The 26,286-nt window shown below is 44.0% G+C and carries 24 protein-coding genes, 4 pseudogenes and 1 riboswitch; of the genes and pseudogenes, 25 read left to right on the forward strand and 3 right to left on the reverse strand.

Annotation, left to right across the window (positions count from 1 at the left end):
- Positions 1-324 precede the first annotated feature (324 nt).
- A complete protein-coding gene (locus M5V91_RS06100; protein ID WP_009334088.1) occupies positions 325-1,056 on the reverse strand; it encodes an IclR family transcriptional regulator in 732 nt (243 codons plus the stop codon).
- A 177-nt stretch (positions 1,057-1,233) separates the two neighbouring features.
- Here M5V91_RS06100 and M5V91_RS06105 point away from each other — a divergent pair, with 177 nt between their 5' ends.
- From M5V91_RS06105 to M5V91_RS06120, 4 genes are all read left to right on the forward strand, one after another.
- Complete coding sequence (locus M5V91_RS06105; RefSeq protein WP_251157083.1) at positions 1,234-2,088, forward strand: dimethylarginine dimethylaminohydrolase family protein; 855 nt, start codon at positions 1,234-1,236, stop codon at positions 2,086-2,088.
- 40 nt (positions 2,089-2,128) lie between these two features.
- Complete coding sequence (locus M5V91_RS06110) at positions 2,129-2,932, forward strand: dimethylarginine dimethylaminohydrolase family protein (protein WP_284521897.1); 804 nt, start codon at positions 2,129-2,131, stop codon at positions 2,930-2,932.
- A gap of 51 nt (positions 2,933-2,983) precedes the next feature.
- On the forward strand, positions 2,984-4,618 hold the full coding sequence (locus M5V91_RS06115; protein WP_284521898.1) for a M20 family metallopeptidase: 1,635 nt from the start codon (positions 2,984-2,986) through the stop codon (positions 4,616-4,618).
- 86 nt (positions 4,619-4,704) lie between these two features.
- Positions 4,705-6,111, forward strand: coding sequence for an amino acid permease (locus M5V91_RS06120; RefSeq protein WP_251174649.1), 1,407 nt, complete (start codon positions 4,705-4,707; stop codon positions 6,109-6,111).
- Between the two features lie 264 nt (positions 6,112-6,375).
- Here the strand turns inward: M5V91_RS06120 and M5V91_RS06125 are convergent.
- Together M5V91_RS06125 and fdhA are read right to left on the reverse strand one after the other, a co-directional pair.
- Positions 6,376-6,658 (reverse strand): annotated as a pseudogene (locus M5V91_RS06125) (GlcG/HbpS family heme-binding protein).
- Positions 6,659-6,870: 212 nt separating this feature from the next.
- Positions 6,871-8,088 carry a formaldehyde dehydrogenase, glutathione-independent gene (gene fdhA, locus M5V91_RS06130; RefSeq protein WP_284521899.1) on the reverse strand — a complete coding sequence of 406 codons (1,218 nt, stop codon included), beginning with the start codon at positions 8,086-8,088 and terminating at the stop codon, positions 6,871-6,873.
- 219 nt (positions 8,089-8,307) lie between these two features.
- Between fdhA and M5V91_RS06135 the strand changes: the two genes are divergently transcribed.
- The 21 genes and pseudogenes from M5V91_RS06135 (at position 8,308) to M5V91_RS06230 (ending at position 26,147) form a co-directional block, all read left to right on the forward strand.
- Positions 8,308-8,667 (forward strand): winged helix-turn-helix transcriptional regulator, encoded by a 360-nt coding sequence (locus tag M5V91_RS06135; protein ID WP_019383376.1) that lies wholly within the window; start codon positions 8,308-8,310, stop codon positions 8,665-8,667.
- A 157-nt stretch (positions 8,668-8,824) separates the two neighbouring features.
- Positions 8,825-9,622 carry an MFS transporter gene (locus tag M5V91_RS06140; RefSeq protein ID WP_369425938.1) on the forward strand — a complete coding sequence of 266 codons (798 nt, stop codon included), beginning with the start codon at positions 8,825-8,827 and terminating at the stop codon, positions 9,620-9,622.
- Between the two features lie 44 nt (positions 9,623-9,666).
- Positions 9,667-10,041 (forward strand): MFS transporter, encoded by a 375-nt coding sequence (locus M5V91_RS30320; RefSeq protein ID WP_369425978.1) that lies wholly within the window; start codon positions 9,667-9,669, stop codon positions 10,039-10,041.
- A 191-nt stretch (positions 10,042-10,232) separates the two neighbouring features.
- A riboswitch (cobalamin riboswitch) is annotated at positions 10,233-10,410 on the forward strand.
- Positions 10,411-10,643: 233 nt separating this feature from the next.
- Positions 10,644-12,264, forward strand: a pseudogene (gene cobJ, locus M5V91_RS06145) (precorrin-3B C(17)-methyltransferase).
- Between the two features lie 9 nt (positions 12,265-12,273).
- Complete coding sequence (gene cobK / locus M5V91_RS06150) at positions 12,274-13,044, forward strand: precorrin-6A reductase (RefSeq protein WP_019383378.1); 771 nt, start codon at positions 12,274-12,276, stop codon at positions 13,042-13,044.
- Positions 13,032-13,706, forward strand: a complete 675-nt coding sequence (locus M5V91_RS06155) for a precorrin-8X methylmutase (RefSeq protein WP_251157059.1) — start codon at positions 13,032-13,034, stop codon at positions 13,704-13,706. The genes cobK and M5V91_RS06155 overlap by 13 nt, the downstream gene beginning before the upstream one ends.
- A complete protein-coding gene (locus M5V91_RS06160) occupies positions 13,681-14,817 on the forward strand; it encodes a cobalt-precorrin-5B (C(1))-methyltransferase (RefSeq protein WP_284521900.1) in 1,137 nt (378 codons plus the stop codon). The genes M5V91_RS06155 and M5V91_RS06160 overlap by 26 nt, the downstream gene beginning before the upstream one ends.
- Positions 14,792-15,983, forward strand: a pseudogene (gene cbiE, locus M5V91_RS06165) (precorrin-6y C5,15-methyltransferase (decarboxylating) subunit CbiE). The gene M5V91_RS06160 and the pseudogene cbiE overlap by 26 nt, the downstream one beginning before the upstream one ends.
- Entirely contained in the window at positions 15,984-16,688 is a 705-nt protein-coding gene (gene cobI / locus M5V91_RS06170) for a precorrin-2 C(20)-methyltransferase (RefSeq protein ID WP_009334115.1), read from the forward strand.
- Entirely contained in the window at positions 16,685-17,467 is a 783-nt protein-coding gene (gene cobM, locus M5V91_RS06175; RefSeq protein ID WP_019383381.1) for a precorrin-4 C(11)-methyltransferase, read from the forward strand. Before cobI ends, cobM begins: the two co-directional genes overlap by 4 nt.
- Positions 17,460-18,596, forward strand: a complete 1,137-nt coding sequence (locus tag M5V91_RS06180; RefSeq protein WP_284521901.1) for a cobalt-precorrin 5A hydrolase — start codon at positions 17,460-17,462, stop codon at positions 18,594-18,596. Before cobM ends, M5V91_RS06180 begins: the two co-directional genes overlap by 8 nt.
- Positions 18,593-19,978 (forward strand): cobyrinic acid a,c-diamide synthase CobB, encoded by a 1,386-nt coding sequence (locus M5V91_RS06185; RefSeq protein ID WP_009334118.1) that lies wholly within the window; start codon positions 18,593-18,595, stop codon positions 19,976-19,978. Before M5V91_RS06180 ends, M5V91_RS06185 begins: the two co-directional genes overlap by 4 nt.
- A complete protein-coding gene (locus tag M5V91_RS06190) occupies positions 19,947-20,561 on the forward strand; it encodes a precorrin-2 dehydrogenase/sirohydrochlorin ferrochelatase family protein (protein ID WP_439649960.1) in 615 nt (204 codons plus the stop codon). Before M5V91_RS06185 ends, M5V91_RS06190 begins: the two co-directional genes overlap by 32 nt.
- Positions 20,562-20,571: 10 nt before the next feature.
- A complete protein-coding gene (cobA, locus tag M5V91_RS06195) occupies positions 20,572-21,333 on the forward strand; it encodes a uroporphyrinogen-III C-methyltransferase (protein WP_009334120.1) in 762 nt (253 codons plus the stop codon).
- Complete coding sequence (locus M5V91_RS06200; protein WP_009334121.1) at positions 21,327-21,881, forward strand: nitroreductase family protein; 555 nt, start codon at positions 21,327-21,329, stop codon at positions 21,879-21,881. The genes cobA and M5V91_RS06200 overlap by 7 nt, the downstream gene beginning before the upstream one ends.
- Before the next feature lie 13 nt (positions 21,882-21,894).
- Positions 21,895-22,434: a cob(I)yrinic acid a,c-diamide adenosyltransferase gene (locus tag M5V91_RS06205; RefSeq protein WP_192908716.1), complete on the forward strand. Its 540-nt coding sequence runs from the start codon at positions 21,895-21,897 to the stop codon at positions 22,432-22,434.
- A 64-nt stretch (positions 22,435-22,498) separates the two neighbouring features.
- Positions 22,499-22,687 (forward strand): hypothetical protein, encoded by a 189-nt coding sequence (locus M5V91_RS06210; protein WP_284521902.1) that lies wholly within the window; start codon positions 22,499-22,501, stop codon positions 22,685-22,687.
- A complete protein-coding gene (locus M5V91_RS06215; RefSeq protein WP_284521903.1) occupies positions 22,615-23,334 on the forward strand; it encodes a class I SAM-dependent methyltransferase in 720 nt (239 codons plus the stop codon). The genes M5V91_RS06210 and M5V91_RS06215 overlap by 73 nt, the downstream gene beginning before the upstream one ends.
- Positions 23,331-24,371, forward strand: a complete 1,041-nt coding sequence (locus M5V91_RS06220) for a FecCD family ABC transporter permease (protein WP_034296895.1) — start codon at positions 23,331-23,333, stop codon at positions 24,369-24,371. Before M5V91_RS06215 ends, M5V91_RS06220 begins: the two co-directional genes overlap by 4 nt.
- Before the next feature lie 2 nt (positions 24,372-24,373).
- A pseudogene (locus M5V91_RS06225) lies at positions 24,374-25,137 on the forward strand (ABC transporter ATP-binding protein).
- A 23-nt stretch (positions 25,138-25,160) separates the two neighbouring features.
- Positions 25,161-26,147 (forward strand): ABC transporter substrate-binding protein, encoded by a 987-nt coding sequence (locus tag M5V91_RS06230; RefSeq protein ID WP_284521904.1) that lies wholly within the window; start codon positions 25,161-25,163, stop codon positions 26,145-26,147.
- Positions 26,148-26,286: the final 139 nt, after the last annotated feature.

Raw genomic sequence — 26,286 nt, forward strand, 5'->3', positions numbered from 1 at the left:
GACTATTCCGAACTCTTTTTGTCTACAAACTGCAGCGAAGTAATTCGCTTTTTTTATGATTATTATTTAGGAGTATGGTAATGGAGTAGCAATTTTCCTTTTTTAAATTAAACATTTGGTTTTAATTCTGATTATACGAGAGTGTGCGAAACATCTGAATTTCAGCTTTGACGCACTTGAGGACACACTCCCGTTTGTTTTTGTGAAATTTTAAAAAATCACACATGCATTTGAAGGAAATTGTAACCTTGCGTTTATTAATTGTCATGGGCAATATTCTACCTAATAGTTGTTATGATGAAGTCTTTTTTAATTCCCTAAGTATTAACTCCCTAATTTATTGGAAATTCGCAAGCCGTATTCGATTACTTTTTCGATTAAGCAGTTTTGTCTTTCTTCTGTGATATTGAAATTAACATATCCGATGCTTATGGCTCCCAGGAGTTCATTGGCGTGATCGAAAATAGGCGCAGCGACAGAAGAGGTTCCAGGCGTTTGTTCGCCATGACTCTCCCCATAACCCTGCCTTTTCACTTTGCTTAATAGTTTAATAAACGAATCTCTATCCTCAGACGGGACTAAGGAATTAACAACTTTAACAGTCTCTGAGTTTGGCATATTAGCTAACAGCACTTTGTTGGCCGCCCCAATATTCAATGGAATTCGGATCCCCAGCTGATCATTAATTCGAATAGGATTGTTGAGACAATCAATTCTTTCAACCACTAGTGATTCTAATCCAATTGGCTTGCTAAAATACACACTCTCCTCCACCTCATGCATTAATTTTTCCATCTCTGGGCGAATCAGTCCAACAAAATCAAAGGTGTCATACATTTTAAGTCCATATTCTAACCAGGTGTTGCCCATAGAATATAGTTTCAAATCTGGATCCTGCTGAATAAGCCCGTGCTGCTTCATGGATTGCAGGAGCCGATGAAGTGTACTGACAGGCAAGTCGCATTCCTTTGATAAATCTGTAATGGAAATCCACATTCTTGTATCATTTTTAGACAAAACCTTGATTACCTGCATGGCACGATCGATTGTCTGCATCTTTTATCCTTCCATTCCTTTTAATTTGCATAAGTGTACTGAAATAAATTATTCAGTAAATTCAAAATATATTGACATGGAGAATCTATCACTATAATATCATATTATAAGTTTTCCTGTCAGAGGAAATCTATTCCGATATGTGGAAAAAGGAGGTTAAGCCAATTGGTGACTTCGATGTACAAAAAGCTAAACACTGTCATTGTAAAGCATCCAAAAGAAGCCTTTATCAGCCAGGAGCATTTAAGAAGTGAGTGGAAAAAGTTTAACTATATCAGTGAGCCGAATTATATGAAAGCCCAGAAGGAATACGAACAATTTCTATCCATAATCAAGAAGCATGTCGGCCATATTAAATTTCTGCCGGTTTCAGAAAAGGTGGGGCTGGATTCGCTTTATGCCCATGATCCCGTTAAATTTACGAAAAAAGGCGCAATGATTTTAAAATCAGGGAAAAAATTACGTCAGCCTGAAGCAGGAATTTATAAAGAATTTTTACAGGAAAAAAATATCCCCATTCTGGGAGAATTAACTGGTGATGCAATAGCTGACGGGGGAGATCTTGTTTGGCTGGATGACCGCACTTTATTAATTGGACGCGGTTATCGAACAAACGATGAGGCGATTCGCCAAATTAAAGAAATGACAAAGGATATAGTTGATGAATGTATAGTTGTCCAGCTCCCGCACGATCAAGGAGAAGAGGAGTGTCTTCACCTTATGTCATTTATAAGCATCGTGGATGAAAATCTTGCAGTGGTATATTCACGGCTTATGCCGGTATTTCTAAGACAGATGCTTCTGGAACGCGGCTTCCAGCTTGTTGAAGTACCGGACGATGAATACCGGCGGCTCGGCTGTAATGTACTGGCTGTTGCACCGCGCATTTGTGTAATTGTTTCCGGAAATCCTCAAACCAAACAGGGACTATTGGATGCAGGAGCGACTGTCTATGAATATGAAGGTAATGAAATTTCATATTTAGGCACTGGCGGGCCAACATGCCTCACATGTCCTGTGGAACGTGTTTAACCAAAGCTTACAAATCAGAGAAATGATGGAGGAATAATACATGTTAAGAGAATCAGCATCAAAATCAGCACAAGCTGCAAAAATGTTTCATAACACAATTGTAAAAAGACCCGGTTCAACTTTTATCAATGGATTAACAACATCTGACCTTGGAACACCTATTTTAGAAAAAGCATTAGAGCAGCATGATGCCTATATTGAAGCACTTAAAGCATGCGGTACAGAAGTAACTGTGCTTCCAAGAAATGATCAATTTCCGGATTCTACCTTTGTAGAAGATACAGCTGTTTTAACTGCAGAGTTCGCAGTTATTTCCAACCCTGGTGCGGAAAAAAGAAATGGCGAAATTCACGAAATAGAGCCGGCAGTCAAATCCTTCTTTGATAAGATCTACTATATTAAAGCGCCTGGAACACTTGACGGAGGCGATGTTTTACAAATCGAAGATCATTTTTACATCGGAATTTCTTCCCGGACAAACCAGGAAGGCGCCGAGCAGCTTAAACAAATATTAAAATCCCAAGACTATAATGCTACCATCGTTCCATTACAGAAATTCTTCCACCTGAAAACTGGAATAGCTTATTTAGGCAACCAAACGATTGTCGCTGCAGGAGAATTTGTCAACCACCCGGATTTCAATACCTATCAAAAAATTATTGTTCCTCCTGAAGAGGAATATGCAGCAAATTGCATTCGCGTCAATGACTATATCATCGTCCCGTCCGGCTACCCGCAAACAAAGCAAAAAATTAATGAGGCGGGATTCCAGACGATTGAACTTGATACATCTGAGTTCCGTAAACTTGATGGCGGTTTAAGCTGTTTGTCACTGCGTTTTTAATAAATAGTTAAAAAAGGGTCGTTTTATTTCGCATAGAAGGAGCGTTTAGTTATGACACAGCTAAGGTGGGGAACCCCAGATGCATTGCGCAGGTTATTGTGTGAAGTAGTAAGCTGGAAAAGCATGACACTTACGGAGGGAGAGCGTGAATTTTCTTTTAAGGTGACAGCGAAGCTCAAGGAGTTGACCTATTTTCGGGAGAATCCTGATCACTTGGGGCTCCATGATGCCGATTTAGGCCGTCGGTTTGTAACCGCTTTATATAAACACCCTGATGCCACGGAAACGATCGTGTTAATCAGCCATTTTGATACAGTAAATACCGAAGAATATGGCGATCTTCAGGAGTACGCGCATCTCCCGGAGGAATTGACGAAATTGCTTCATTCCAGGGCAGATGAGCTTCCGGAAGAAGCCAGGCAGGATCTTCTCTCGGGAGAGTTCTTATTTGGCAGGGGCACGATGGATATGAAAATGGGGCTTGTCATGCATATGGGATTATTAGAAAAAGCTACTGTTGAACGCTGGCCTATTAATCTAATTTTGCTGACGGTTCCTGACGAAGAAGTGAATTCATCCGGAATGCGGGCAGCTGTTCAGAAACTTTTAGAATTGAAGGAAAAACATCAGCTCACCTATAAGCTTTTCTTGAATGGGGAACCGGTATTTACGCAGGAACCGGGTGACAGAAACTATTATGTGTATTCAGGCTCTATTGGTAAAATCATGCCGGCCGCACTCTTTTATGGAAAAGAAACGCATGTGGGGGAACCGCTCAGCGGTATAACAGCGCCTTATATTGCCTCGTTTTTAACACAAAGAATGGAGTGGAATACAGCGCTGCAGGAATCAGAGAAGGGAGAGCAGACTCCGCTTCCGGTGACACTGCAGCAAAAGGATCTTCGTCTGGAGTATTCCGCGCAAACACCTTATCGTTCAGCGGCTTTGTACAATGTATTTTTAATGAAACGGAATGCCGGTGAAATCATGGATATATTCGAAAAGGTAGCGCTAAAAGCAGCTCATATCTGCAATGAAGCCTATAAAGAAATCTGCAGTGAACAGAATGTATCTCCCGTAGGTGAGGTGCGTGTGCTGCGCTATGAAGAACTGGAAAAGCATGCTATTCGAAAATTTGGTGCAGCTTTTGTTGCGGGCATCAAAGACTACGTACAGAAAAAAGCGGAATGGGATGACCGGGAGAAATCTATCCGAATTGCTGATGCGTTAATCATTAAGTGTCAGGAGCTGACACCCGCAATCGTTCTGCTTTATGCACCGCCTTATTATCCGGCAGTCAATTCCTCTGAGGATGAGCTGGTCGCAGAATGCATCGAATACGTTAAACAACAAGGCTTTGAAAAGTTTGGACTGCCTGTTAACCAAGTACACTATTTTAATGGGATTAGCGATTTAAGCTACGTCAATTATCAGGATGCTGGTGACGGCTGGATCGTATTTAAAGAAAACACGCCGGTTTGGTGCAGCAGCTACAGTATTCCATTCGATGAAATGACAAAGCTCCAGGCACCGGTACTAAACGTAGGCCCATTCGGAAAAGACGCTCACAAACGAACCGAACGACTTCACATCAAAAGCGCGTTCGAAGAAGTACCTGCCCTTGTAGAAGGGATGGTCAAAATGCTGGCAAAAAAGCATCTAATGGTGTCAGGCGCAACTAGTTGACAAAATGGCGATTTTGTCCATTCAGGTGGACAATTCGCGCAAGCTTAATGTGCCTGATGCCAATCTAATAAAGGGATGTGATCTAGATGGTAGAGCAAGATGGTCAGAAGAATCAATTAAACCGGTCGATGAAGCGCCGTCATTTGTTTATGCTTTCTTTGGGTGGAGTAATCGGGACCGGATTGTTTTTAAACGCCGGCTACACGATCAATCAAGCGGGGGCAGGAGGGGCTTTAATCGGGTATTTATTCGGTGGGGTCATTTTGTATCTTGTCATGGTTTGCCTGGGGGAGCTTGCTGTGTACATGCCAGTTACGGGATCGTTCCAGACCTATGCCAGTAAATTCATTAGTCCTTCGGCTGGTTTCTCATTAGGCTGGATGTATTTCATTGGATCGGCAACCACAGCTGGAGTAGAATTTACGGCTGCCGGAATTTTGATGAAACGCTGGTTTCCGGATATCTCCGTATGGGTATGGTGTGCAATATTCATCCTTCTTTTATTCGCACTCAATGCCTTAACAACAAGGGGCTTTGCTGAGGCGGAATATTGGTTTTCCGGCATTAAAGTTGTAGCTGTGATCTTCTTTATTATTATAGGCTTCAGTGCCATCCTGGGCATCATACCACTGGCGGACAGGCCGGCGCCATATATGGAACATTTAGCTCCTAAAGGCCTTTTCCCTGCTGGAATCGCCATCGTGTTTGTAACGATGATGAATGTTATATTTTCCTATCAGGGATCTGAATTAATCGGGATTGCGGCCGGAGAGAGCGAGGAGCCTCAAAAGAATATTCCTCGTGCGATTCGAAATGTCATATTTAGAATCATCATTTTTTATATTGCTTCTATTATTATATTATCCGCCATATTTCCAACACAAGAGCTCGGAATATTAGAAAGCCCGTTTGTAACCTTAATGGACCTGGCTGGAATTCCATTTGCCCCTGATATCATGAATTTTGTTATCTTAACAGCTATTTTATCTGTAGGAAACTCTTGTATTTATGCTTCGACCCGCTTACTTTGGGCGATGGCTCATGATGGAATGGCACCAAAAGTTTTTGGAAAACTCTCAAAACGGAAGGTGCCGTTCACTGCTCTAGTATTCACCATGATATTTTCACTTTTATCATTACTCACAAGCGTGTTTGCTGCTGAAACCGTGTTTGTATTATTAATGTCCATTGCTGGTATTTCTGTTACCATATCATGGATGGGAATCGCGCTCTCTCAATTCATGTTCCGGCGTAAATATATAAAAGCAGGCGGAAAGGTAGAGGATCTAAAATACAAAGTCCCATTCTACCCAATCATCCCTCTGATTTGTATTATATTCTGTGTCTCTATTCTAGTATTCCTGGCCTTTGATCCAACTCAGCTGGCAGGACTGCTTATCGGAATAGGATTCCTGCTTGTCAGCTATATATTCTATTACTTCAAAAATCGAAAGACAGATAAAGTTCGTTCCAATAATGAGATTGGTGCGTGAAGGCAATCTTAAACATTTGTAAGTTTCTAAGTATCTAAATGAATTAACCGGATGACCATGATGGCTGTCCGGTTTATTAGAATTATAGAGGGATATTGTAGTTTTCATAATTACCTATTCGAATAAACACTTACTTTCAAACGAGTTGATTTCATAGCACTCATCTGATAATGAGAATTTGCTGTAAAAGTAAATACCACATGTTCATTTGGCTAAAAAACATGTGGTATAACTTATTCCCATTAAATGCTTGAAATTAATTTGTCAAAAAAAATAACAATTAACCAGAAAATTATTATTGAGAAAACTTGTTGTTAAATACTTGAACAGCAGCCTCTGCAACCTGGAGATATCATGGGGAGCGGTACTGCCGCTGACTCCCACGGCGCCTGCCACTTTTCCATCATTGACCAGAGGGATTCCTCCGCCAAAAACGACAAGGCGTCCAGGCTTTATTTTGGGCAATTTCGATGCTGGCTAACCAGGCATCATCCATTCGGTGAACAGCAATTAGATTTCCACCCTCATCCACTACGGAGATAACCATGGAAACCCCAATTCTTTTTGCTTATTCTTCAGCACCTGCAATAATTTGCTTAGCTAAATCTAATGTGATTTTGCTCATCTTAATGAACCTCCTAATCTTTTATGGTTAGATTACCGGTATCATATTTTTTCAAGCGTTTTGTTCACATACAGAATACTTTTTGCCTCAAAATTTGCTCACTCAAATTTTTTAGTGAATGCTTCTGACAGACTTTATTTATTAAATATCCCGTGAGGGTCAATAACAAATTTCTTGGAAGCACCCTGATCAAATTCGGTATATGCTGCTGGTGCCTGGTCTAATGAAATCAACGTTGCATTTACAGCTTTGGCGATTTGTGCTTTTTCGTTTAGAATAGCCATCATTAAGTCACGGTGATAGTTCATAACGGGTGTTTGACCAGTCACAAAGGTATGTGCTTTTGCCCAGCCGAGCCCCAAACGGACCTTCAATGTTCCGCTTTTCGCATCATTATCGATCGCACCCGGATCACCAGTAACATATAGACCTGGTATACCCAGCCGTCCTCCGGCACGTGTTACTTCCATTATCGAGTTTAATACAGCTGCTGGAGCTTCACCTGCTCCAGCACCATGTCCGTGGGCTTCAAAGCCTACACAGTCAATTGCGCAATCCACTTCTGGAATTCCTAAAATTTGTTCAATTTGTTCCCCCAGATTTGGATGTTCTTTTAGGTTAACCGTTTCACAGCCGAAACTTCTGGCTTGGGCAAGTCGCTCGCTATTCAAATCACCAACGATAACGACAGAGGCACCAAGAAGTTGAGCAGAATGGGCAGCAGCCAAGCCGACTGGTCCAGCTCCAGCAACATATACTGTAGAACCGGGCTTCACGCCAGCGCTTACCGCACCATGATAACCGGTTGGAAAGATATCGGAAAGCATCGTTAAGTCAAGAATTTTCTCCATGGCTTGTTCTTTATCTGGAAATTTCAGTAATTGGAAGTCTGCATAGGGTACCATTACATACTCGGATTGGCCTCCAATCCATCCGCCCATATCTACATAACCATAAGCGGATCCGGGACGATCCGGGTTAATGTTCTCACAAATATGCGTGTTGCGTTCTTTACAACTGCGGCAGCGGCCACAAGCAATATTAAATGGAACGGATACAAGATCTCCTTTTTTGATAAATTCAACATCGCGTCCAACCTCAATGACTTCACCCGTGATTTCATGGCCGAGAACGAGTCCCTCAGGAGCAGTCGTCCGGCCGCGAACCATATGCTGATCGCTTCCGCAAATATTGGTCGTAATGACTTTTAGAATTACCCCATGTTCACACTTACGGCCGACATTTAAAGGATTTACTCCGGGTCCGTCTCTTAGAATCAAATCCGGATAGCTAATATCTTCCACGGCTACCCGTCCTGCACCCCTGTAGATTACTGCTCTGTTTCCTGCCATTCTTGCATCCTCCATTCTATTTAAATAGTGAGTTGGTTATCGTATAGATAGAGTGTTTTTTAGGATGCTCCACCCTAATTTTATAAAAAACCAAAATCTCAATTTTCTCTATCTTGAATATATTCTAAAAAATAATCCTTTTTTATGGAAGAACGCACTTTTTTGTGAGAAGGTTACTAAAAGGATACTTTTAGACTGCAGGGAAGTGGAGGGGATATTATGGATGACTTGCGGAGCGAAGTGAGGAAGAAAATTGAAAATAGAGAATTTAATTGTGAAAAAGAATTGACATTATCCCTTATTAGCGGCAAGTGGAAAATAACGATTATATACTATTTAGGAACTGAAGGGACTTTACGATTCAGTGAAATTAAGCGTCTGTTTCCAAAAATCACCCACAAGGTATTGACAACTCAGATTAGAGAATTAGAGGAAGATGGGATAGTTCATCGGAAAGTTTTCCCGGAAGTCCCGCCTAGAGTGGAATATTCATTAACAGAATTAGGGCAAAGCTTAATGCCGGTTATTTTAATGATGTACGATTGGGGGAAAGAAAATATAAAAACATTCATAAAATAGGTTGACAATGTATGGATTTATTTAAGAGATGCTGACTTTGTGACGTCCAATAGAGAGCAGGTATAACGCAGTTTCATATTGTTGAGAGGATAAAAAAGTTATGTTTCACATTTTCAATATAGCTCCAATACTATGCTTTATTTGAAAGAGGGATATTATGATTCCAGGTTCATGGAGAGCGTTAGGATGGATTGGATTAGCTGAATTATGCGCATTAAGCTTGTGGTTTAGTGCTTCTGTTATAGCCCCTGAACTGATTCAAGTATGGAATCTTAGCTCCAGCTCAGAAGCATGGCTGTCTGCTTCTGTCCCAATTGGCTTTGTAATGGGTGCATTAGTTAGTTCATATTTTGGGATAGCAGATCGTTTTAATCCCCGAAAGGTTCTTGCCGTTTCAGCGTTTCTGGGTGCGCTATTGAATGCCTTGCTTTTATTGGCAGATCAGGCTTTTTTCGGTATTCTGCTTAGGATATTAACCGGTGTATCACTCGCTGGTGTATACCCGACAGCTGTTAAAATATTATCTCAATGGTTTCCGAAAAAACGCGGGCTTGCAGTTGGTATCTTAATAGCCGCCTTAACTCTAGGGTCCTCTTTGCCACATTTTATTGTTATATTCTCTTCTTCTTTAAATTGGCAATTAGTGATTATTTGCAGTTCAATATTGGCTCTCCTGGCAGCTGTAATTGTCAATTGGGTTTTAACAGATGCTCCAGTAACAACGAAAAAATTACCTTTCTCTTTTAAATTAATAAAAAAGGTAGTTTCGAATAAACCAGTAATGCTTGCGAACTACGGTTATTTTGGGCATATGTGGGAATTGTATGCGATGTGGACGTGGATTCCCATCTTTTTGACTGCTAGTTTTACAAGCTATTCTCCAGGGATTCCTCCCTGGTTCATTGCATTGTCCTCTTTTATTATTATCGGAATTGCAGGGGGATTGGCTGTGTAGTAGGCGGGCTAGTCTCAGATAAAATTGGAAGAGCAAATCTAACGATTATTTCTATGTGTATCAGTGCCATTTGCTGTATCTTGATTGGCTTTACTTTTGGTCAATATATTTGGTTAACTCTTCTCCTTTCTATCATTTGGGGAATGTCTGTCATCGCTGATTCTGCCCAGTTTTCTGCCGCAGTTTCAGAAGTTGCAGAAGTTGAGTATGTAGGAACAGCTTTGACTTTTCAAATGTGCATTGGTTTCCTGATCACTATATTTTCTATAAATTTAATCCCTATTATACAGAGGTTAGTTGGCTGGGAATGGGTCTTTGCCTGTTTAGCGATTGGACCAATTCTTGGTATTGTATCTATGGTCCAGTATAAACGGCATGATTTTAATAATGTCAAAGGGACAATCGGTCATTTTAAATAAATTAAACAATATCTATTTGTACTAACTTTGTAAATTATATCCCAGCAAAAATTAACTCCTGAATAGCAGATATAAGTTCTTTTTACCAATTCCTATATCTAAAAGTCAAAGGCATTAACATAGCATTTAAAAAATTAAGAAAAAAATAATATGCCAAAATTGGTCATTATATGTTATATTAGTAAAAAATTAATATATCAATTTGAATAAGTGCTCACTTTGGTGAGGTAAAAGGGAAACCAGTGAAAGTCTGGTACAGCCCCCGCTACTGTAAAAGCTGATGAAATTACAATGCCACTGAGAAATCGGGAAGGTGTAAGAGTAAGAAGAAGCTTAAGTCAGGAAACCTGCTTATTTAAACGACACTTGCTTTTCGGAGGGAGAAGTATAGGCGGGACAATTATGATCAATTGTTTTTGAGTTTCAGTATGCTAATTTTTATACTGTCATTTCATATGCCTGTATTCCTTTGAAAAGGAGTGCAGGCATTTTTTATTTGGCAAGAAGCAATGAATTTTGAGAAATGTCCGGCGCAGGGCGCCTGCTAAGAGCAGCACGGCAGCAGGCAAGGCGCATATGCTTTTCTTAATTGGAGGTTACCTATGAAGAAGGGAAAAATCTTTGTTGTCGGCTTCGGTCCGGGCGATCGTGAGCATATAACGAAACGGGCTGTGGATGCGCTGCAGCAGAGTGATTGCATTATTGGCTACAAAACTTACGTAGATCTGATCATGCCATTCGTTACAGCAAGTTCCATTGTGAGCACGGGGATGACTGAGGAGGTATCCCGTGCGCAGGATGCAGTGAAAAGAGCGGAAGCCGGCCATATTGTTTCCGTGATATCGAGCGGTGACTCGGGTGTATACGGCATGGCTGGCTTAGTGTATGAAGTGCTGATCGAAATGGGCTGGACGGAAGAAGAAGGAATCGAAGTGGAAATTGTTCCGGGCATCTCTGCGATTAATTCATGTGCGAGTTTACTGGGGGCACCTGTCATGCATGACTCCTGCACCATCAGTCTGAGTGATCATTTAACACCCTGGACTGTGATCGAAAAGCGCATTGAAGCAGCCGGGATGGCGGATTTTGTCATCGCATTATATAACCCGAAAAGCGGCAGAAGGACACGGCAGATTGTCGAGGCACAAAGGATTCTATTAAAATATCGTTCTCCTGATACACCAGTGGGTCTTGTGAAAAGTGCTTACCGCGAGAATCAGAATGTCATTCTGACTACACTGGCGGAAATGCTTGATCACGATATAGGCATGCTGACAACGGTTGTGATCGGGAATTCCTCCACTTTCTTTTATGACAATAAAATCATTACGCCTCGCGGATATCAGAGAAAGTATACGCTCGGTGAAGAGAAGCAAAGCTTAAAGCCGCATCAGCGTTTAAAAAAGGAAGCGGAGCCATGGGCATTAAATCAGGAAACCGGGGAAGCACAGGCCGGCTACGAGCAGATCCAGAGAAGAAAACAAGAAGCCAGCTCAATGGATATGGCTTTAAAGGCTTTATCGATGGCAACGAAATCGGGGATTGACCAAACACATTTGGTGCAGCAGCCAATCGAAGATATTTTTGAATTTGCAGTAACGCCTGGGGTTGCCAATAAATTTATTACACCAGACCAAATGCGCGTATTGGCAGAAGCTGTTGGCGAGAAAGGCACCATGGAATATACACCGGATCACCGATTTTTAATCAAGATTCCAACTGGACGGCCTCAGTCGATTGTGGAAAAACTCGAACAAAATCAACTTACAGTCATGCCAGTGGGCGATGTTCTAAATGTAAAAGCCTGCGATTTTTGCTACGGGGAGAAAGCAGAATCCATTCCATATGCAGAGGAAATTGCAGCTGAACTGGGGGGTTAAAGCTTCCAAAGGAACTGCATATTGGTTTTAACGGCTGCGGTATGGCCTGTTATCGGGCCGTATTTGATGATATCGGCATAGTTTACCGCAAGAAGAAGTTTGATCTATTTATCGGGGCAAAGCCGGTTGGCCGTACAGCCCATGCTGCCCAGCCGGTGGCAGAGGGAATTGAGCCCGATCAGCTGGTGCCGTTATTAAAGGAGATTATCGAAGAATACAAAGAAAATGCGCATCCAAATGAACGGCTTTTTAAATATTTTAAGCGTGTGAAAAAATTCAGTATTTTACCTATCAGGATATGAGCTCCAAGATCGAAGTCGAGCCGGCACCATGCGGGGATTAGGGGGATCTTATGATTTTATTTTTAGCAGGCACAAGTGATGCGAGAGCATTAGCTATTCAATTGAAAAATCAAGGTTATCCCTTATTGGCAACCGTTGTCACAGAATCGGCAGCTGACAGTTTGAAGGCTGAAGGCATTGCTTATAAAGTGGGACGGCTGTCAGAAAATGACATGATTGAATTAATTCAGATGCAAGAGATGACCACTGTGATTGACGCAAGTCACCCTTATGCGGACGAAGCGTCAAAAACGGCAATGGCAGCAGCCAAAGCATGCAGCATTCCTTACATACGTTACGAAAGGCCAAATGAACAGTTTACCTCACCGCTCATAACTGAAGCCGAAAGTTATGAGGAAGCAGCAAAATTGGCTCAATCGCATAAAGGAACGATTATGCTGACAACCGGCAGCAAAACGCTGGAAATCTTCACAAAATATTTAATGCGTGATGATATCCGGCTTGTATGCAGGATGCTTCCAAACATGGGAAATATGGAAAAATGCCAAAAGCTTGGGGTTAAACAAAAGGATATTATTGCGATTCAGGGGCCATTTTCTGAGTCATTAAACAAAGCTCTTTGTGAGCAATATGAAGTGACCCTGATGATTACAAAAGAAAGCGGCAAAGTGGGATCGGTGGATGAAAAAATGACCGCTGCTCTGGAATTGGGGATTCCTGTTATTTTGATTAAGCGGCCACCGCTCGTATATGAAAACTTCTGCACTTCTTTCGAAGAAGTGATTCAAAGATTGGGAGGGCTTTACACATGGCAAACATGAACTTTAATACAACATTTGTACCGGTAACGGTAGATCCGGATAAAATTTATGATCACAGCTTCGCAATTATTAAAGAGGAGATGGGCGAGCATCCATTTACAGACGAGCAGTGGCTGGTGGTTCGGCGTGTCATCCATGCCTCGGCAGATTTCGAGCTGGGCAGAAGCATGATTTTTACACGGGATGCTATTGAAGCAGGTGTTCAATCCATTTTAGCGGGCCGTCATGTCGTGGCAGATGTACAAATGATTGAAAGCGGGTCAGGACGCAAGCGATTCCAAAAGCATGGCGGGGACCTGCATTGCTATATTGCGGATGAAGATGTTGCAAAGGAAGCGAAGGCCCAGGGAACAACACGTGCGATCATTTCCATGCAAAAAGCTGTGAGTCTGCATGAAGGAGGAATCTATGCCATCGGCAATGCGCCAACAGCGCTCCTGGAATTGATTCGTCTAGTGAAAGAAGGGCTCGCGAAACCAGACTTGATTATTGGCATGCCAGTCGGCTTTGTATCAGCGGCAGAGTCCAAAGCCGAGCTGGCCGTGCTTGAAGGGATCCCATTTATTACGAATGCAGGGAGAAAGGGTGGCAGTACAGTGACGGTCGCTGCGCTGAATGCCATTTCGATAATGGCGGATGAACGGGCAAAAGCAGCGAAATAAAAAAGATCCATCCCAAATGCGGCACGGCTACACGACAGGTGCCTGTGCCGCAGCCATGACAAAGGCAGCACTGCAGGCACTAGTGACCGGAGAGGTGCCAAATGAAGTTACGATTTATCTGCCAGTTGGCCAGTTTGCCACTTTTAAAGTGACGGCATTTGATCGGTCAGATGGCCGGGTCATGTGCGAAACGATCAAAGACGCAGGGGACGACCCGGACGCCACACATCAGGCACGAATTCAAAGTACAGTGACTTATGCCAAGGAAGAAGGCATCCATTTAGATGGCGGAATCGGTGTAGGACGAGTCACGAAAGCAGGGTTGCCAGTAGCGGTCGGGCAGGCAGCGATTAACCCTGTGCCGCGAAAAATGATCCATGGTGTCGTCCAGGAAGCAATGGATAAATATAAAGTAAATCGGGGCATTGAAGTAGTCATTTCGGTTCCGGACGGTGTAGAAATTGCAGAAAAAACATTGAATGGCCGATTAGGCATTATTGGAGGTATCTCGATTTTAGGTACACGGGGAACGGTGGTGCCATTTTCCAGTTCCGCCTATATGGCAAGTATCGCTCAGGCGATCAATGTCGCAAAAGAAGCAGGATGTGAGCATTTAGTCATTACAACAGGCGGACGCAGTGAAAAATTTGCCATGAAGCAATATCCGCATTTGCCGGAAGAAGCCTTTATCGAGATGGGCGATTTTGTCGGTTTTACTTTAAAGAATATAGCAAGGAAGAAGTTTCCCAAAGTCTCTCTTGTAGGGATGATGGGGAAATTTTCAAAAGTTGCACAGGGAGTTATGATGGTCCACTCGAAAAGTGCACCAGTCAGTTTCGAATTTTTAGCAGGTATGGCCAATAAAGTGGGTGTCAGTGAGGAAATTCAGCAGGACATTTTACAGGCAAATACGGCATCACAGGTTGGTGAAATCCTTCAGGGAAACGAAGCATTCTTTGAATCCCTTTGCCGAAACTGCTGCTATTATGCACTGAATCATATGAACGCAAGCATCAAAGTATCGACAACTCTGTATGCCATGAATGGAAGCTGTCTAGGAAAGGCTGAGAATATTGACAAATTGGATGAAGATGATTGGTATCGGGGATAATGGCGCAGAAGGATTGCTCCCCCATACATAGACTGGATTCATGAATGTGATGTCCTGGTCGGCGGGGAACGTCATTTGCAATTCTTCCCGGAATTTACTGGAGAGAAAAAGTAATCAAAGGCGGCTTGTCGGCATTAACGGCTGACCTGCAGCAAGAAAAACGCAATACAGTTATTTTGGTATCAGGTGATCCGCTGTTTTACGGGCTTGGCGGTGTATTGGCGAAAAAGCTTCCATTGGAGATTTATCCTTATACAAGCTCTGTTCAGCTCGCTTTTTCGAAAATGCAGGAAAGCTGGCAGGATGCGTATATTGTCAGCCTGCATGGCCGTTCTATAAAGGGCTTTGCCCAAAGAATCGACGGGCGGAAAAAGATTGCTATTTTAACAGACGAAAAAAATACTCCGCAGGCCATTTCAACGTATTTAAAGAAGTTCGGCATGACGGAGTATGATGCCTTTGTTGCTGAAAACCTGCAGGGGGAAGATGAGCGCTGCCGCTTTTTCACTTTGGATGAAATGGAGCAATCGTCTTTTTATCCATTAAATGTGGTGATTTTAAAGCAGCGTGTGGCAGTAGAGCGCGCCTCACTGGGAATTCCGGATGATAGGTTCGTACAGAGAAAGCCGGATAAAGGCTTGATTACGAAAAAGGAGATCAGGACTCTTTGTATTCAGGAGCTGAAGCTAAAGGAAAACAGCATCGTCTGGGATATTGGAACCTGTACAGGCTCCGTTGCGATTGAGGCAGCGAAAATAGCCCGGGAAGGGGCCGTGTATGCGATTGAAAAGAATGAGGGCGACCTGGAGAATTGCCTGGAAAATCAATTAAAACATCGGACAGATTTCACGGCCGTCCTTGGAAAGGCGCCTGAGAGGCTGGATGAATTTCCTGATCCGAATGCGATTTTTATTGGCGGAAATGGCGGGAATATGGAGCTTTTATTGCAATCATGCCTTTCAAGGCTGCAGCCGAATGGCCGGCTCGTGATGAATATTGCCACAATCGAAAATCTCGCAGAAGCGATGAAGCATTTGAAAAATATGGGCTGTGAAGTATCCGTATTGCAGGCACAGATTTCAAAAAGCAAGCCAATCCTGCATTTAACACGCTTCGAACCGTTAAATCCCATTTTTATTGTGACTGCAAAGAAAGGAAAGAACTAAATGACAATCGGAACTTTATATGGATTAGGAGTCGGGCCGGGAGATCCGGAATTAATCACGGTAAAAGCATTCCGCAAATTGCAGGAAAGCCCGGTCATTGCTTATCCCAAAAAATTAAGAGGCAGTAAATCCTACGCCCATCGCATTGTAGACATGTATATAAATCCCGAAGAAAAAGAAATGCTTGGTTTGGTTTTTCCAATGACAAAAGACGAAGAGACATTAAGGGCTGAGTGGACAAAATCCGCAAAAGCTATTTATGGCTTTCTGTCTCAGGGAAAAGATGTGGCATTCGTGACGGAAGGGGATCCGATGCTGTTCAGCACATTTATCCATTTAATGAAGCTGATGCAGACAATGCATCCTGAAGTTCCGATTGAAACGGTAGCTGGCATCTCGTCCTTTAATGGTTCTGTTAATCGCTTGGGAATTGCCCTGGCTGATGGTGATGACCATGTCGCGATGATTCCGGCAACAGGGAATATGGAGGAAATGCGGCGGGTGATTGAAACTCATGATGCGATTGTCTTCATTAAAGTAGCGAAAGTATTGGACGATATGCTGAATCTATTGGAAGAAATGGATTTACTGGACAAAACACATGTTGTAACAAAGGTTACATCTGACGAAGAGGTCATATGGAATGTCCATGAGCTCCGAGGAGCTGAGTTAAATTACTTGTCATGTATGGTGGTGCGCAAATGAAAAAAATTTGGATTATCGGAGCGGGACCTGGAGATCCCGATTTAATTACGGTAAAAGGCTTAAAGCTATTAAATAAGGCTGATGTTGTCATGTATACCGACTCTCTTGTCAGCGAGACATTAGTGGCGGAAGCCAAGGAGTCGGCAGAGATTATCCGCACTGCCGGGATGCATCTTGAAGAAATGGTGGATTGCATTGCTGAACGAGTCAATGCTGGTAAAACGGTTGTACGTCTGCATACAGGCGACCCGGCCATGTACGGGGCAACGATGGAGCAAGTGGCGCTATTGAAACAGCACGATATCAGCTGTGAAGTAGTACCAGGCGTCAGTTCTGTTTTTGCCTCCGCAGCGGCAGTAGGGGCAGAGCTGACCATTCCGGATTTAACGCAAACTCTTATATTAACAAGGGCAGAAGGGCGGACACCAGTGCCGGAGCGTGAAAAATTACAGGCATTGGCCAGCCATCACTGTACAATCGCAATGTTTCTAAGTGCGACCCTAACAAAGAAAATCACAAAGGAACTGCAGGCAGCCGGATGGGCAGACAATACACCAGTTGCAGTTGTGCAGCGTGCTTCGTGGCCGGATCAGAAAATTGTCCGCACCACACTGTCTGAGCTGGACGAAGCGATGCGTGTCAACGGCATCCGCAAGCATGCGATGATTCTGGCAGGCTGGGCATTGGACCCGCATATCCATGAAAAAGAATACCGATCGAAGCTATATGACAAAACATTCACACATGGCTTCCGCAAAGGTGTGACGGCGAATGATTAGTTTGCGCGAAGGTGAAATTCCGGTAATCGAAAAGCGCAAACCCTATGCACTTGTTGCCATTACAAAGCATGGGGTTGCGCATGCAAGAAGCTATACGGAAAAATTCCCGTATGCAGACCTTTATTATATGAAAAAATTCGAACAGGGCGATGAAGAAATACGGCAAATTCAGTTATTTGATGGCACGGTCCGCCTATTATTGCCCGCATTATTCCAGCAGTATAAAGGGATTATCTGCATCATTTCCCTTGGTGCTGTCGTCCGCATGATTGCCCCGCTTCTGATCGATAAAAAGAAGGACCCTGCCGTGCTGGTGGTTGATGATAAAGGCCAGTATGTCATCAGCGTTTTATCCGGCCATATTGGCGGTGCCAATGCATTAACACATGAATTTGCCCATGCGATTGAGGCGGCGCCCGTTGTGACCACCGCATCAGATGTTCAAAAAACAATTCCCGTCGATTTATTTGGAGCCCAATTTGGGTGGGTGTGGGATAGCGAAGAAAAATTAACACCTGTCAGTGCATCGGTTGTCAATGAAGAACATGTGGCGATCGTGCAGGAAGCCGGGGAAAAGAACTGGTGGACGTATGATCGGGAATTGCCGGAAAATCTAAAGATATATCCATCAATAGAGGAAGCCATCAAGGCAAAGCCGCAAGCCGCACTGCTTATTACAGATCGCCTTATGGAACCGCATGAAGAGGTGCTGCTTGAAAACGGGGTCCTGTACCGTCCAAAATCAATTGTTCTCGGCATAGGCTGCAATCGCGGAACATCAATGGCTGAGATTGAACAAGTCATTGATGAAACATTGGCAGAAATGAAGTTGAGCAAGAAAAGTGTGAAAGCCGTTGCGTCTATTAATCTAAAGAAAAACGAGGCTGGCCTGCTTGAATTAACATCTAAATATAACTGGCCGTTTGTTACATACACACCTGAAGAGCTGAATGAGACTCCGATGCAGAATCCGTCGGACACCGTCTTCAAATATACAGGCGCGTATGGGGTCAGTGAACCGGCGTCCATGAGGTATGCGAATGCGAAGGAATTGCTGCTGGAGAAAAAGAAAAGCGGCAATGTGACCATCAGCATTGCACGCGTCCACTTTGAGGAGGGAAGAGGATGAATCGATTTGTTCTGGCAGGAACAGGAAGCGGTGTCGGAAAAACAACGTTCACCATCGGTATTATGCGTGCGCTGATGAAGCGCGGGTTAAACGTACAGGGTTTTAAATGCGGTCCTGATTACATTGACCCGACGTATCATTCAGCTGTCACGAAACGCCCTTCCCGGAATATTGATAGTTTCATGATGGACCATGATACCGTCCGCGCCATTGTCTCAAGAGCGAGCAATGATGCAGATGCAGCGATTATAGAAGGGGTGATGGGATTCTATGATGGCAAATCCCCATTATCAAATGAAGGGTCTGCAGCCCATATTAGCGAGATTACAAGCAGCCCCGTCATTTTAATTGTCAATGCCGCAAGTATGGCAAGAAGTGCGGCGGCGATTGTAAAAGGTTTTCAAATGCTTGATGAAAACTCCCATATCGTCGGTGTCATTGCCAATCAATTAGGAAGCAGAAGCCATTTTGACATTGTCAAAACAGCGATTGAACAAGAATGCGGAATTCCTGTCATTGGCTATCTCCCGAAAGGAGCTGTAGCCAAGATGCCAAGCCGTCATTTGGGGCTGGTGCCGGCCATAGAACGCGGTGATTTAGATTCCTATTTTGACAGTCTGGCAGAAGCGATTGAAGAAACAGTCGATATTGATCAGCTTCTGGAACTAACGAAAGCCCAAGTCCTGGCGGTTTCCTCTTCGATTTTTGATGCACAGCCGGAAAGACAGGAAGTACATATTGCGGTTGCCAGAGATGCGGCCTTTAATTTTTACTATGAAGAAAACTTAGAATTGCTCCGTGCCCATGGTGCCACATTGGATTTCTTCTCTCCATTGCAAAATGAAGAGGTTCCCGAAAAAGCGCAAGGGCTCTATATAGGCGGCGGTTTTCCTGAAGAGTTTGCTGAAACTTTGGCAAAAAATGAAGCAGCGAAGCTTTCCATCAAGGCCGCGCTGGAGCGGGGACTTCCAACATTGGCAGAATGCGGCGGTTTTATGTATTTAACAGAAGAAATTGCGGATCGAAAAGGACAGGCATTCCCGATGATCGGTGTGATTCCGGGCCGGGTGAGGATGCAGGATAAATTGGCTGCACTCGGATATCGGGAAATTACAGGTGTTCCGGGCAACTTCCTGATGAATGAAGGAGAGCAGGCAAAAGGGCATGAATTCCATTACTCATCATATGAAGGAGAGCTTTCATCACCGGCTTACTTTAGCAAAGGCCGCTTCCGCTCTCAGCGGGAAGGCTATTTAACTGATAATCTTGTAGCCGGCTATACACACTTTCATTTTGCATCGAATCCCCAGCTTGTGAAAAATTGGCTGGCAGCTTGTTTGGAGGCAGAACATGAATTATTTCCCGTTATTAATGAATCTTGACTATAAAAAGGTGGTCATTGTCGGTGGTGGACATGTGGCACGCCAGAAGGCAGAAGCACTCCTGCCAACGAAAGCGCAAGTTACTGTGATCAGCCCGGTGGTTACTGAAAAATTAGAGCAGTATATCCATGAAGGACTTGTGACATGGAAAGAAAAATCGTTCGAACCGGCTGATTTAGATGACGCGGCCCTGATCTTTGCCGTAACAAACGACGAAGAAGTAAACAATGCAGTGGAAGAAGCAGCACAGCATTGGCAGCTGCTCAGCCGTGCAGATGCAAAGGGCCGTATTGATTTCATTAATCCCGCAGTTGTCCGACGCGGTGAATTCGTTTTGACCGTATCAACATCTGGCGCAAGCCCCGGTCTGACCCGCAAAGTGAAGTCAGAATTAGCAGAGGAATATGGAGAGCATTATGCGCAGTATGTATCTTTTTTAAAGGAAGCCCGTCAGCGAATCTTAGTGAAGTTTACGGGGGATGAAAAAAGCAGCTTTTGGCAGAGCTTTTGGATCCTCAAGTTTTGGAGTGGGTGGAGCAAGGCGATATGCAAAAATGTGAAGCCTTGCTGCTTAAGCGTTTAGGAGAAGAGCAATGAGCGGATTTGTCTATATTGTTGGAGCTGGACCAGGTGACCCTAAACTGCTGACGATTCGCGGATTGGAGTGCATTCAGGAGGCTGATGTGATTTTATATGACCGTCTGGTGAATGCGGAAATTTTAACACATGCAAAAGAAGATGCAGAGCTGATTTACTGCGGGAAAGAGCCGGGAAGGCATGGATTGATTCAGGAAGAAATTCATCGGGTGCTGGTGGATCAGGCAAACCTGGGGAGGCAGGTGCTGCGCTTAAAGGGCGGTGACCCTTTTGTATTTGGACGCGGTGCTGAAGAAGCGGCCATTTTGCGGGAAGCGGGTATTCCCTTTGAAATTGTTCCTGGTATAACCGCCGGGATTGCTGCGCCTGCATATGCAGGGATTCCTGTGACACACCGTGATCATGCGGCAAGTTTTGCCATTGTGACAGGCCATGGCCGCGCTGAAAAGGAGCAGGACTTTTTAAAATGGTCTGCGCTTGCTCAAATTGATACGGTCGCCTTTTATATGAGCATTGGCAATATTGCTCACATTACGAAAAGCTTAATTGCCAATGGCAAAAGCCGAACAACCCCTGCCGCTGTGATTGAATGGGGCACAACTGCCAATCAGCGGACGATTACAGGGACACTTGAAACGATTGCAGAGGATATCCAGATTCATGGCATCTCGAATCCATCGATGATATTGGTTGGAGATGTGGTTGGAGTACGGAATCAAATTGCCTGGTTTAGAGAAAAGGAGCATGAATTATGTTAGAAGCCTTGAAAAAACGCCGTGCGATTCGAAACTTTGAATCGCGCGAAGTAGAACGAGACAAAATCGAGACATTATTAGCAGCAGCCACCTATGCACCAAATGACCGTATGCGTGAACCATGGCATTTCTATGTATTACAGGGAGAAAGCTTAAAACGCTACGAGCAGGTGGCACTTGATTACTTGCAAAAGCGCTTTCCCGCGAAGCCGAATTTAGTGGAGAGTTCCATGAAAGCCATCACGAACACGCCCTTGATCATAGTCGTGACATCCGCCATTGTTGAAGGAGATGAAGGAGCGACAAAAGATAATGTCTTTGCTGTAAGCAGTGCCATCATGTCGATGTGGCTGATGGCCGAACAGCTGGGGTTAGGCATGGTATGGCGTACAAGAGGCGTTGGTTTGGTGCATGATACCGCACTGCATGATTTTATCGGTGCATCTGACGAGGAGCAATTAGTGGGGACGCTATGCATCGGCTATCCGGCAGAAGAAATTGCCTCCGAGAAAAAGCGTACACCATTTGCTGAAAAGACAACCTGGCTTTAAGGAGGAATGTTGTATGGCACAAAAAGGGATGCTGTTAGTTTATACAGGCGATGGCAAAGGAAAAACAACCGCCTCGCTTGGTGTCGCATTAAGGGCCATTGGCCGCGGCATGAAGGTTAAATACTATCAATTTATTAAATCACCGGAACGTACATATGGTGAACAGCTGGCACTAAGAAAACTTGGTGTTGAAACTGTTCAATTAGGAATCGGGTTTACATGGACAAAAACACCGGAGGAGCATCGACAAGCACTTGCGATCGCATGGCAGACGGTAAAACATGAACTAAAAGATGAAACAACAGATGTATTAGTGCTCGACGAACTGAATAATGCCTTGGCCATCACACGGTTTCCAATTGACGATGTGCTGCCGTTATCCGAGGTGGTAGACGCCATTCAAAACCGTCCAAAAAAGATGCATCTGGTTATCACAGGGCGTTCCGCACATCCTGCCATTCTCGAATTAGCCGATTTAGTGTCAACCATCGATGCCACCAAGCATTATTATGCCGAACAGGATGTTAAAGCCATGAAGGGGCTGGAGTTTTAAGCAGCCAGCCCGAGAATTTAGGACGCTGTATCTATTTAGGTATTAGAAATTGAGGAGAATTTCAATGATTAAAGAATCCCCTTTGCAATACGATTTTGATAAGCTCTGGAAGGAAGGCATGCTGGACTGGCATGGCAGGATGCCGGAGCGAATGGTTGATGATGAGCTGGAAGAAGCCTTTTGGATGCAGTCCATGAAGAAAAAAGATACAAGCAGACAGATGAGTATGCCAAAAAGATTTACGAAAAAATGAGGCCGCACATCACGAAAGACTCTACCTGTATTGAATTAGGTCCGGGATGGGGCAACTATACATTTCCGCTCAGCCAGGATGTCAGAAGCTTAACGCTGGTCGATGGTTCAAAGAGTGTGCTCGCATACTTAAAGCAGTACTTTGAAGAGGATGGGCCTATCCAGTTTGTCCACAGCAAATGGGAAGAAGCACAATTGGAGCCGCACGATGTCGTGGTGGGGGTGAACTGCTTTTATCGGATGTATGAAATGAATGAAGCGCTGAAGAAAATGAACATGCTGGCAAAAAAGCGTGCCATTATCGGCTTAACAACAGGGCCTATTCAGCCTCATTACGTCCTATTGGATGAGCAGTTTGGCTATGACATTAAATACCCGCGCCGGGATTATATCATGATCGTCAACATGCTGTACCAGCTAGACATTTATGCAGATTGTGAAATGATAAAGCTTGAGCGGGAGGATCGTTATGATACATGGCAGCAGTTAATTAGTGCCCAGAGCAAGAAAATCTTATCTCCCCGGTTTGAGCAAGCACATGTGGAAGCATCCTTGGAACGGTTTATTTCCAAAGAGGATGGCCAGTATGTGTACCGTTACCCTTTCCATGCAGCAATCATCAGCTGGGAGCCTGTAAAGCATATATGACTAGTGCACGATTTACATTACTGATGGCTGCACTGGCCGCGGGGCTGCTTGCTTCCATGACTTTTGCCGTGATGGTAGGATCTGTGGATATTACCCCGCGCCTTATTGGGGAAGTGCTATTCTCCAAGCTGGGTGTATTCACAGAAACAGATGCTTCCAAGGCACAAACGGTTATTATTTGGGATATACGATTCCCTCGTATTGTACTTGCGGCCATAGTAGGTGCTTCCCTGGCCATTTGCGGCGCAGCCATTCAAGCATTAGTGAAAAACTCGATAGCAGATCCTTATATTCTCGGAGTATCTTCCGGAGCATCCGTTGGAGCTGCATCTGTCATTTTACTTGGTGCATTCAGCATTTTGGGGGAGTATGCCATATCCTTGGCCGCATTCTTAGGGGCTATCCTTGCGGTCATGATTGTGTTTTTCCTAGCACGTGTCAATGGACGCCTATCGGTCATTCGTCTGCTTTTGGCAGGGATTGCGGTTTCGATGGTGTTATCCGCCATTACCAATTTTATGCTGATGATGTCCAAGCAGCAGGGCGGCATTCAAGCGGTCATGCATTGGATGCTCGGCAGTCTGGCAGGCGCGAAATGGTCCAATCTTGGCATCCCATTTTTTTCAATGCTGCTTGTTTTTATTCTGCTGCTTATGAATTATCGGCAGCTTAATGCTTTATTGCTTGGAGAGGAAACGGCAGCGACACTTGGTGTTAATCTGGACCGGTTTCGTATATTTATCATTCTCTTTGTATCCCTTCTGACCGGTGTGGTCGTCGCGGTCAGCGGAAGCATTGGCTTTGTCGGGCTGATTATCCCTCACATCGTGCGGATGATGGCTGGGTCTAATTACAAAATGGTTCTCCCGATAAGCGCCCTAATGGGTGCCATTTTCTTAGTTTGGGCCGATATGGGTGCACGTATAGTGCTGGCGCCTGAAGAAATGCCAATCGGGATTATAACCGCTATTTGCGGAAGCCCATTCTTTATCTGGATGCTTAGGCGAAAGCAATATTCTTTTGGGGACGGTGAATAAGGATGATCCAGGTCAAAAATATGTCCTTTTCAGTGCCGGACAAGCAAATTTTAAATAATATCTCTTTTTCTGTGGAACTGGGGAAATTCGTTGGCATCATTGGGCCGAATGGCAGCGGAAAATCTACGATGCTAAAAATCATTTATCGTCATTTAAAACAAACGAGCGGTTTCGTGACGTTATATGAAAAAGATATTCTCGATATCTCTCAGAAAAAGCTTGCTCAGGAGTTAGCTGTTGTCAGTCAGGAAACACCGGTGCTCTTTGATTTTACGGTAAAAGATTTAGTCATGATGGGACGGACGCCGTACAAAAAATGGCTTGCCGCTGATAACCGGGACGACTTTGCCATTGTGGAAGAAAGCATGATGCTCGCGAATGTGCTTCACCTGGAAAACCGCACATTCAGCCATTTATCCGGCGGCGAGAAAAAAGGGTGATGCTCGCTCGCGCCCTGGCACAGCAGGCAAACATATTAATTCTGGATGAACCGACCAATCATCTGGATATTGAACATCAATATCAATTAATGGATTTAGTGAAGGATCTGCCTATCACCATTGTGGCTGCCCTTCATGATTTAAATCTGGCAGCCGGGTATTGCGATGAACTCCTTGTCATGAACGATGGAGCTCTTTATATGTCAGGGACACCTGAGCAAGTCCTTACAGAAGAGACATTAAGAGAAGTCTTCCATATGCAGGCTGGTGTTTCGAAAAACCCATTTACCAAAAAGATTCATTTATTTTTTTACACAAACGATTAAATGGAATCGAGGGACCTATATACATGAAAATCAGCAGAATTTGGGCTTTTCTGGTCTTAGCGGCCGTATTATTATTGTCCGCATGCTCAAGCGAAAAGGCAAATACAGCAAAGGTGAAAAATGAACAAGCGGAGCAGACGGAGAAAGTGGTTATTGAAAATGAAGGGTTTGTGAATGAATACGAAGAAGCGCCAAAGCGTGCTATATCATTAAATCAGCATGTGACTGAAATCATGCTGGCACTTGGTTTAGAAGATTCAATGGCTGGTACAGCATTTTTAGATAACGAGATTTATGAGCCACTACAGGAGGCATACGACAAAGTTCCAGTATTAGCAGAACAGTATCCATCAAAAGAACAAGTCATATCAGAAGAAGCAGACTTTCTATATGGCGGCTGGGAAAGTGCCTTCAATGAGAAAAACATTGCAACACGTGAAGAACTAAAGAAATTAGGCATTAATAGCTACTTACAATCTTCATCTGTTAAAGTGGCACCCACCCTGGAAGATATCTATGGTGACATCCGCAATATCGCAAGCATTTTCCGGGTAGAAGAACGCGGTGAAAAACTAATTGCCCAAATGAACCAAGAGATTGAAGCCATTACATCACAATTGCCCAAAGTAAAAGAGCCGCTGGATGTCCTGGTTTACGACAGCGGCGAAACAGATGTATTCACCGCCACACAAAACTTCATGAACACACTTGTCACAATGGCAGGCGGCCACAATGTCTTCGGGGATGTAAAAGGAAATTGGGCGACTGTCTCAAAAGAAGATGCAGTTGAACGCCAGCCTGATGTAATAGTAGTGATAGATTATGGATCAACAACTGCAGAACAAAAAATAGAATTCCTAAAAAAAGATCCGGCCTTAAGCCAGACACCTGCCGTCCAAAACGAACGCTTTGTCATCCTGCCTTTATCAGCAGCATCTGAAGGAGTTCGTGTTGGGGAAGCGCTTGAGGTTTTGGCAAAAGGTTTTTATCCGGAAGCTTTCAAAAATTAGGTTGTCAGTGGGGGTTTAGATTTCAAAATAGATTTATTCGCTGAGTTGATTGGAGCGGAGGGCACTTAACTCCTGTGGGAGCAGCGGGACAGGTGAGACCCCGCAGGCGCATGCGCCGAGGAGACTCACCGCACGCCCC

The organism is Cytobacillus pseudoceanisediminis, assembly GCF_023516215.1.
Taxonomy (GTDB): Bacteria; Bacillota; Bacilli; order Bacillales; family Cytobacillaceae; genus Cytobacillus; species Cytobacillus pseudoceanisediminis.